Annotated in this window: 9 protein-coding genes; 2 read left to right on the top strand and 7 right to left on the bottom strand. The window is 40.4% G+C overall.

The genetic code is table 11. The features are described 5' to 3' along the window. The 5 genes from BUA79_RS11870 to BUA79_RS11850 form a co-directional block, all read right to left on the bottom strand. Window positions 1-472 (bottom strand): UbiD family decarboxylase (locus BUA79_RS11870; RefSeq protein ID WP_143147924.1); only part of this gene is annotated, 472 nt, incomplete at its 3' end. Between the two features lie 283 nt (window positions 473-755). Further along, complete coding sequence (locus BUA79_RS11865) at window positions 756-1847, bottom strand: XdhC family aldehyde oxidoreductase maturation factor (RefSeq protein WP_073994631.1); 1092 nt, start codon at window positions 1845-1847, stop codon at window positions 756-758. Window positions 1848-2178: 331 nt separating this feature from the next. Beyond that, window positions 2179-2490, bottom strand: a complete 312-nt coding sequence (gene ppnP / locus BUA79_RS11860) for a pyrimidine/purine nucleoside phosphorylase (RefSeq protein WP_073994630.1) — start codon at window positions 2488-2490, stop codon at window positions 2179-2181. Window positions 2491-2579: 89 nt separating this feature from the next. Then, a complete protein-coding gene (locus BUA79_RS11855) occupies window positions 2580-2795 on the bottom strand; it encodes a hypothetical protein (protein WP_073994629.1) in 216 nt (71 codons plus the stop codon). A 380-nt stretch (window positions 2796-3175) separates the two neighbouring features. After that, window positions 3176-3928, bottom strand: coding sequence for a glycerophosphodiester phosphodiesterase (locus BUA79_RS11850; protein WP_073994628.1), 753 nt, complete (start codon window positions 3926-3928; stop codon window positions 3176-3178). Between the two features lie 143 nt (window positions 3929-4071). On the opposite strand from BUA79_RS11850, the gene BUA79_RS11845 reads away from it, so the two are divergent. Continuing rightward, on the top strand, window positions 4072-5652 hold the full coding sequence (locus tag BUA79_RS11845) for a response regulator transcription factor (RefSeq protein ID WP_073994627.1): 1581 nt from the start codon (window positions 4072-4074) through the stop codon (window positions 5650-5652). A gap of 6 nt (window positions 5653-5658) precedes the next feature. On the opposite strand, the gene BUA79_RS11840 is transcribed toward BUA79_RS11845, so the two are convergent. After that, window positions 5659-7455: a sensor histidine kinase gene (locus BUA79_RS11840; protein WP_073994626.1), complete on the bottom strand. Its 1797-nt coding sequence runs from the start codon at window positions 7453-7455 to the stop codon at window positions 5659-5661. Between the two features lie 125 nt (window positions 7456-7580). Between BUA79_RS11840 and BUA79_RS11835 the strand changes: the two genes are divergently transcribed. Further along, window positions 7581-8900 carry an ABC transporter substrate-binding protein gene (locus tag BUA79_RS11835; protein WP_073994625.1) on the top strand — a complete coding sequence of 440 codons (1320 nt, stop codon included), beginning with the start codon at window positions 7581-7583 and terminating at the stop codon, window positions 8898-8900. 81 nt (window positions 8901-8981) lie between these two features. Here BUA79_RS11835 and BUA79_RS11830 read toward each other — a convergent pair. Continuing rightward, on the bottom strand, window positions 8982-9476 hold a 495-nt coding region (locus BUA79_RS11830; protein ID WP_143147923.1), incomplete at its 5' end, for a branched-chain amino acid ABC transporter permease.

Below are 9476 nucleotides of genomic sequence, written 5' to 3'. Positions count from 1 at the left end.
GATCGCTTGCATAGCACATACCTAAAGTGATGTATGGACCGGCATCTTCAATCGTGTTGGTGGGTGCAGGAATCAGTTTGCGGATATCAAATCCAGGTTCATCAGCTCTGTGGACAACTTCTTGGCAAAGTGCTTTCTCAGCTGGGATAACAATCGGTTCGATTGCTTTTGAAACTGAATCCTTCAACAAAAATCCCAGCTGGTCAGGTGTTGTTCCAAGCATGGCCGCTACTCTGGCTCTGCTTGCCAAAACTCCGATTACTACTGGAGCACCTGGATGTCCTTTCACATTATTGAACATCATAGCCGGTCCAATCTGTGTAGGTCTTTTTACTGTACCGCCGGCACCAACATAGCGATAGACGCCTGACAACTCTGCCTTTGGATCAACTGGTACGTCTGTTTCGACGTATTGCCCTGGCATTGTTTTCAACAATTCCAGCGCAGACCGTAAATCATAAATTTGACTCATTCAATCCCTCCTAATTTGTAAATCGTTAACAGTTAAAGTGAAAACTTAACCCTATATAACAACTTAAAGCATATACCTGATATACAGTCAAATATTACAATATCACAAATTTATTTTGAATAATTTGTATAATATTAATATTTTAACATATTCTGAGGAGAATTTGTATATACAATCTTCACAATCGATATACATATGAATTATCTTATTCTAAGAGACTTGCATAATTTTCTTGTATTCGTTCCAGCAAATATAATTCCTGGATGTCTGAACACATTGTATATTAATCATTTTTCAACAACTTCGCCGTATCCAAATTTGAGCGGGGGCTTAAACCCATTCCTCTTCTTACCTTTATAATTTCAGCCGCTATGCATATTGCAATCTCTGCAGGAGTTTGCGCATTTATGTCTATGCCAATCGGACAATAGACCCTTTCTGTATCCTCTGTTGTGAATCCTTCTTTTAACAACTCGCCATATGTATGTGTTTTTTTTCTTTGACTCCCAATCATCCCAATATACTTGGCGTCTGTCTTTAGCACCTGGGCAAGAACCAGTTTGTCAGAGCAGTGGCCGCGGGTTAATATCACAATATAGCTATTGGGGTTGATTGTCACATTATCCGAAAGGTTGTCAAAGGAAGAAACAACTTTTATTTCGTCTGCCATCCGGAATCTTTCCGGATTTGCAAACTCTACCCTGTCATCCACAATAACTGTATAAAAACCGAGATTTTTGGTGAGCTCTGCAAATTGTTGTGCGACATGTCCAGCGCCTACAATAAGCACCCTTTCAAAACCAGAGAAGACTTCCGCCAGGTATTGTTCTTTATCACTGAAAATTTTAATCTTAACGTTATTATAAACCTCTCTGATTGATTTTGCAATCCTCTTAATCTCTTCATTTTCTATACCATGGAAGCCGGCATCTGTACAGATCCATTTAGCTCCAGCTGATGAACAATCTTTTGTGTGAGGTACTTTTGTTATCATGACAAAATCTGTCCCGTTTTTAATAAGTTCACCTGCTTTTTCATAGTTTTTCACAACATTTTCATCAAAAGGGTCTATATATTCCAATAAAATCTTTACATCCCCACCGCATACCATTCCGGCTGCTGAAGCATCCACATTGGATAACGCAAAGTCCTTAACCACCAACCCTTTGGTATCGAATACGGAAGAAGACCATTCTATTGCCGCTGCCTCAAGCAGCCCGCCGCCAATGGTTCCCACGGTAGAAAAATCTTTTTTTATCAGCATTTTAGTTCCCGCTTCCCTTGGCGCGGAACCTGACTTACTTACTATTGTTGCCATCACCATTTCTTGTCTGCAATTCAACATCTCAAGAATATGCCCGAATATATCCTGCATTTATCAATCTCCTTTCCATGCCGCCAGATCAATACTTCCCACACATTGCAGCACTCTTTCATTATATCCTTTATACGCTTATCCTTCACGTACTATTTTATACATATTTGCAATTTGATGGTACAAAAAAAGAGCACCGCGTGCTCTTTTTTGATCGCAATTTTGAAAAAGGGAGAGGCCAGCAAGGTTTTCATTCCCTACTGGCCCGTTTTAAAGGGGAGAACTTTGCAACAATAGTTGCTTTAGTGTGTATCTTGAGTATAACAAGGACCTGTGAAAATTCTGTGGTTCAAATATGAATTTTTTTAAAATTTTATGTAAACAAAATGATTTACTGCTTATAGGAACAGCAATAGTCAACATATTCAGCTACTATCATTTTAAAGCTGGATTTTCCCGGTACTATGTAGCTCTGACCAGCTGAATATAAGGTGTACTCCTTTTCATCCGGCAGCATGACTGACATCCCTCCCCCAAGAATTTCCATTGTTTCGCTGGCATCTGTATTAAACTCATATTCGCCCGCCATCATAAATCCAAGAGTTTTACGTTCTCCGTTTTCAAAGATTACAGTGCGGCTTGTGACTTTTCCCCCAAAATATACATTTGCTTCTTTAACTACATTTACGTTCTTAAATTCCATATGTTTCTCCTTATGTGCAATAGTATTCCGAAAATTATATTACACAAAAAAAACAACTGTCAACCGAATTCTTTTTTTGCATTTCCCGATTATTTCCAGGATTTGATTTCTTCATCGGTCAAAATGTCCACATATGAATTTTTCATCAGTTCTTCAGCCGCACAATTCTGTGAATAATACCAGTCCGTGACTTTTTTTATGATTTCATCATCGTTTCCTTCCGGCCTGTGCGGGTACACTGCCAAAAGCTTTTCCGTATCCTTGTTCCTCAGACCAACCTTTTCTGCATTGGAAAATTTGCTCATTTTGATTTCCTCCATTTTTCTGATTGAATATATGAACGGTTTCTCAGGATTTACTATAGCTTATTATAGCATAAAACCAGTGTCTTTTGCATTGTATTCCTTTATCGTATCATTGTCAGCATTATAAATTTCATGTTTAGATTCGGACAAAAGATATTCATATCCCGCTTTCGACTGGCAGCAGCTTCTTTTAAAGTCCGGTATTCTGCCAAAAAGGCCTGGTCCCTGCACAAATTATTTCTTTCTGATCAATATAGTTACATATGACCACGATAATCAAAGAGAAAGGCAGAATATCCGTACTAAAAAAAAATACCAGACGGAAATGCACAAAACAGGTGCTACCTGCTTCTCCATGGTCTTTCTGGAGTCATTTTCATTTATCCGATACATTTTTCTCCAGCATACGCATCCACGACCTTACGTCCGATATCCGGAAAATTTGTAATTATAACATCCACTCCAGCCTCACACAGCCGCACCATATCTTCTTCTCTGTTCACGGTCCAGACACGAAGCTGAATACCCCTTTGTTTGCACTCAGGAATAAAACCGGGGTATTGCAGATTATAGAATGCCGGGTGCAGGGCATCCACATGGTGTTTTTGGGCATATTCCGGCATATCCAGGTATCCGTCTCCATAAAGAAAACCAGTCCTCACGGATGGATTTAATTCTTTCAATTTCATGACAGAAAAATGATTAAAGGATGAATAAATCACCCTTTCCTCCATCCCCGTCACGGCAGCTAATTCCATCACCTTGTTCTCCAGCTGCTCATAAAAGACGATTCCATTTTTTAATTCCACATTTACCGTCAGATTTGAATCCTTTACCAGAAGATACACTTCCTCCAATGTCGGAATATTAATCCTGCCCAATTCCGGAAATTTTTTATTAACATTCAGCTTCAACAGCTCTCTGTATGTGAGATCCCTGACCCATCCTTTTCCATCGCTAACGCGGTCCACGGTCTCATCATGAATGACGACAAGGTATCCATCCTTTGTCATCTGCACATCAAGCTCGATGCCATCCGCCCGCATATCCACCGCTTTTTGAAATGCTCTTAATGTATTCTCCGGGGCATAGGCTGAAGCTCCGCGATGTGCCCATATCAAAGGACTGTTCATACTATTCTTCCTCCCTTGTTATCCATTTTATTCTTCAAAGCGCTATAAAAATAAAACCGGAAAACATTGCATATTTCTCTTATTTTATTTAATATATTATCATATGGTTTTTCAAAAAGCAAAAAACTCACAGGGGGTTCGCTATGTACAATTTAGTACTGGTAGATGATGAAGAAATAGTGTTAACCGGCATTCAAAAGGTGTTTAAAATGGCGGACTATCAGTTTAATATAATAGGAGCATTTTCAAATCCTTTAAAAGCATTGGAGTCCCTGGTTGAACTGTCCCCGGACTTAATCATCACGGATATAAAAATGCCACAGATGAATGGTCTGGAATTTTCCACAAGGGCGAAACAGCTTCTCCCTAAAGCTGAGATAGTGATCCTCTCTGGTTATGATGATTTCACGTTTGCACAGTCTGCCGTTAAATTGGGTGTCAGCGACTATCTTCTAAAACCGATCAAAAAGAAGGATTTTGAAAAAATGCTTCTTTCCATGCATGACAAGATTGAAAACAGGAATAATCAGGAACTGGAATTGGAACAATTGCAGAAAGCCGTAATGATAAACCACTCTGCCCTGCGCAATAAGTTTTTCCTGACTTTGGTCGAACATGGAAATTTTCTCGATCCATACATACAGGCTCTTTATACCCAGCTTGGATTCAACTTTAAGGACAGTCCTTTTATTCTGGTGAAATTCGTGATTTATGAAATGCAGCCCGAGGAGGATTATGTGTCGGCCACGGAAAAAATAATCAGTGAATTCACAGGCTGCATCAATGGATTAGGCTCCTCAGAGGCCTTCTATTCCGATGAATATTTGTATTTCTATCTGTACGGCATACAAAAAACCACTTTTAACCGACAGGAATTCTTGCAGATTGTACTTTCGTATTCAAGGAATAAAGCAGAAAATCGGCTGCATCTGCTCGTTGGAGTCAGTCAGATTTACAATTCCATAACGGATCTTTTTTTTGCCACATCAGATTGTGATGAATACATTCTTAAAGCGGATTCAGAAAGTGCGGATGCTGGGAACATTTTAGGGGGTATCCAAAATGCCCAACGGGATCTTCGCCTTCCCTACACCGAAATGGAAAACATTTTTACCGCCATTTCAACTAATGACACCAGGAAGATAACCGAATCTGTTGAAGAAATTTTCAATTTGCCCGACACAGCTCTCTACAAGAATTATTTTTACAGCATCGCACTGATTCTCCTGATCCGAATGGCTCACCTGCAGAATAAATATAAGGCTGAAACTATAATAATTTCATTAAATATTTTGGATATAAAACAGCTTAGTAAAAATTATCCTTCTGTAAAACAAATAAAAGAACTGATAATCCAAAAATCCAATTTGCTTGCTGAACTTGTCCATTCTCAAAGCATTGCTCCTGCCTCTGAAACGATGCTCTCTGCCTTGCATTATATTGATAAACACTACAACGAAAACATTTCTCTTTCGGACGTAGCTGACAAGATTTTTATCAGTAAAAATTATTTATGCGACCTGTTCAAAAAGGAACTGAACACTACCTTCATTGACTATGTAACTAGCATGCGCATCGAAAAAGCAAAATATTTATTAACGCAGACTAATATGAAAATGTATGAAATTTCCAAAGAAGTCGGTTACAACGATTATGCCTACTTTTCCCAGATTTTCAAGCGTTATACAGGGATCACACTTTCAAATTACCGGAAGCATAATTGAAAACAATTATGCAATATATTCCAAGGCTGGAAGCGATATTATACACACTGTCTTCGCTCCTCCGACGACCTCATACCGAATGCCGAATTCCTCACCATGTACAATTTTAATTCTCCTGTTGATATTCTGTATTCCGTAGCCTTCCCCTTTGAAGGATAGGTATTCAGTATTATTCACATCGAACTCAAGAAGCTTTTTCATGTTTGACAGGTCAATATTTGCGCCATCATTTGTGACGGTTATTTCTAATCTCCCCCTCACAATATGTGCTTTCAGCTCTATGCTTCCGTTCTCTTCCAGGGTATCGATGCCATGTTTTAGACCATTTTCAATGATTGGCTGCAGGACAAATCGTAAAACCTGCAGCTTTTTTACATTCTCATCTATGTCATATCTGTATGCAAGCTTGTTTCCATAACGGAATTTCTGTATTATCATATAGCTCTCAATATATTGAATTTCCTGCTCCATGCTGACAAAAGAACTGTTGTTTTTCGTAAGGCTAAGCCGAAAGGTGTCCGAGAGAGCGGTAATCATTTCACTTATTTCTTCCTGTTCATTAGCCAGCGCCATCCAGTTGATAGAATCCAGGGTATTATAAAGGAAATGCGGATTTATCTGTGTCTCAAGCAACGCAAGTTCCGCATCTTTTTTTTCCAGATCCTTCAGATATATCTCTTTGATAAGCGTCTCAATACGCTCCCTCATTTTCTGGTAGGATCGGTATATATCTCCCACTTCATCCTTGCGGGCTTCATAATCAAATGTTTCCTGTTTGTTGTCTTGCGTTTCTTTCCCATAATAACTATCCATCGTCTCTGACAGAGTGACTATAGGCTTAGCAGTTGTACCCGCCACATAAAACGAAATAATCAGAATAATCAGGAGTACGATTCCAGCCACAAGGACAATCTGCAGTTTCACTATATCCAGCGTATCATCCACTTCACTGAGCGGTGTTGCAATAAGAAACTTCCAGTCGCTGTTGTCAAACCCGATGTTCCCGATGATGAATTTTTCTCCATTATATTTTATAATCCGTGTCCCGCTGCTCTCCAATAATTCATCCATCATTGAAGAATAATCTTTACTGCTTGTATTCCGAAGCATTAACTGGTCACGTCCATCTACAACCCATACATTCGTCGTCTCTCCCCACTGCAGTTCATTCCATATATTCATCAAATAGCTATTCTTAATATAAATCATCATCCTTCCAATGGTTGTCTTATAATCGGACAGACTCAGGATGCTCCGGGTCAGCATCAGGTCACTGCCAGCATCGATGTCTGTTTTTTTCTGATTTACTGCATAAGGATACCAGTTAAAGGGTGCACTATCTTCATCCAGTTCCTCATACCACCATTTCTTCTGGATTTCATCAAAGCTGGATACGTTGGTGAAAGCCCGTTCTGTCGAAAATAAGGTCTCGTTTTCCCCTGTGATAACAACACTTTCGATAAATTCACGATTTACAATGAAGCTGTTTATGAAATATGCCACATCGCTGGTTGTTGGAAACTTTTCTCCCTGGCTGCTTTCAGCGAGCAGGCGCTGTACATCATCATTGTATATAATATTACGTGACAGATTTTCTGTTTCACCGGTTACCCGTTCTACCTCATTCTTGATACGTTCCATTGTTGTCATCAATGATTTTTCGACTTCGCTCTGGGCGCTCAGGCTCAAAAATGTATAACTGACGATTGAAATGATTATCAGGATTGGAACCGCAATAATAAAAAACGAAACCAAAAGCCTCGTTTTGAAATTTATTCTGTCAAAGAATTCCTTAATATTCATATTTGGACCGAAACCTCCATCGCTGTGTCGGAAAACATTTTCCGGTTTGTAAATGCCCCCAACTGTTGTATAATCAGTTATGTATTCATAATACTATATTTCACACGAAATTTGGAGGTATATTCATGAAATATTTCAGACATATTGTATGTTTTCTACTGGTAATTCCAATTCTTTCAATGGCGTTATCCGGATGTGCTTCCAACGGAAATGTCCCTGAAGGCACTGAAACCGCTGAAAATCTCCCCCCACTGGAAGTATGGATATTCTTTGATGAAAATACACCAGGAACCCATTATTTAGACAGCTGGGAATCCATCGCCGAGGAATATGGCTGTAAAATAAACGTCAAGACATTTTCAACCGAAGAATTAAAAAACAAACTCAGGATTTCCCTTGCCAGCAACGAGCTCCCTGATATCTTTGCTGTGTGGGGCGGCACTTTCCCCAATTACCTGATTGACGCCGGTGCCTGCTTGCCTGTCCAGAACTATATAAAAGACTCCGGTGTAGATTTTAAAGAATCCTATCTGGTTCCATACTCGGATGGTAACAATTACATTTTCCCATGCCTTCCGGAAGCATATGCGGTCACTTACTGCAATAATGCGTTAATGGATGAGATTGGTGTAAAGGCACCACAGACCTGGGAGGAATTGATGCAGCTTGTCGAGGCAACTAACAATTATAATCTCATGCATGGAACTGATTATTCCGCTATTGAACTTGGAGACAAGGACAACTGGCTGGGTGATTTATTATATACCATGATTGTAAACCGTATTGATCCGTTCGCTTTAGAAAAGCTGATGTCCGGGGAACTGGACTTTTCGGATGATATCTTTTTGGATGCTGCCTATAAGGTTTCTGATCTTATAAAAGCCGGTGCTTTTCCAGAAGATTACCTGGAAACCGGAGAAGTTGAATCCATTGAAAATTTCATAAATGGTGAATCCGTACTTTTTCCGCATCAATCCACCATTACATTTTATCTTATGGATAACATGGGAAGCGAAGCCATATCCCTCGTTCAGTTTCCGGATTGCGATGATTTTTTCAATGCTGATTACTCCCATTACCTGGTTGATATAAACCATACGCTGACCCCAGGCCTCTGCATCAACAAGAATTCCAAATACACCGATAAGGCGGCTGATATCTGCATGGAATTCACGAAGCGGGTCAATAAAATCAATGTCACACAATATGGTTACATAAATACTACGAATGACAAAACCCTGACACCTCCGACTGACCTGGCAAGTCCAGCTGTTGAATTATCGGACATGCTGAACGAGGCTGAACATCTGACTGGTTTCTGGTATTCTCTGCTGCCACAGGATGATGCCAGCGCATGGAGAAGTCTGACCAAAAAATTATTTGCCGGCGCAATTTCTCCCGAACAATTCATTGAAGAAGGAGGACAATACTTAAATTTCAAATAACAGACAATCCTATATCTGCATATAAAGAAGAAGCTGTCGGGTTGACAGCTTCTTCTTTGTAAAATCATCAGATTTGACTTATTATTCAGCCTTCTTAATTGAAATTCCCTTAGGCATGCTCCTTCTTAAGGACAGAATCTCAAATCCGGTCTTCTCATACAGAGTACCCATGATTCCCTTCGGCGCGATCATGATGACCACCACTGCGATGATGCCCAGGATGATCATGGACATGCCAGGGAAGTTGAACAGGAACTGGGTGAGCAGCACGTACAGGATGGCACCCAGGATAGGCCCTTCCATGGTCCCCATCCCTCCGATGATGACCATGAAGGTCATGGCGACGGTCCAGTTGATGGAGAAGCCTGAATCCGGAAGGATGTAGCCCTGCACCATGTACATGACGCCTCCGGCCAGACCCGTAAAGAAGCAGGCAATGATATAGCAGGTGATCTTGGCCCGGTAGATGTTGATGCCCATGGTCTCTGCCGCACCGACGTTGTCACGCATCGCCATCAGGGCCAGGCCCGTTCTGGAGCGCATCAGCAGAAAGACGACCGCCACCGCTACGACGCC

The organism is Parasporobacterium paucivorans DSM 15970 (assembly GCF_900141895.1).
Taxonomy (GTDB): domain Bacteria; phylum Bacillota; class Clostridia; order Lachnospirales; family Lachnospiraceae; genus Parasporobacterium; species Parasporobacterium paucivorans.
The sequence above is the reverse complement of the archived record's forward strand: the minus strand, read 5'-3'. Positions and strand labels throughout refer to the sequence as shown.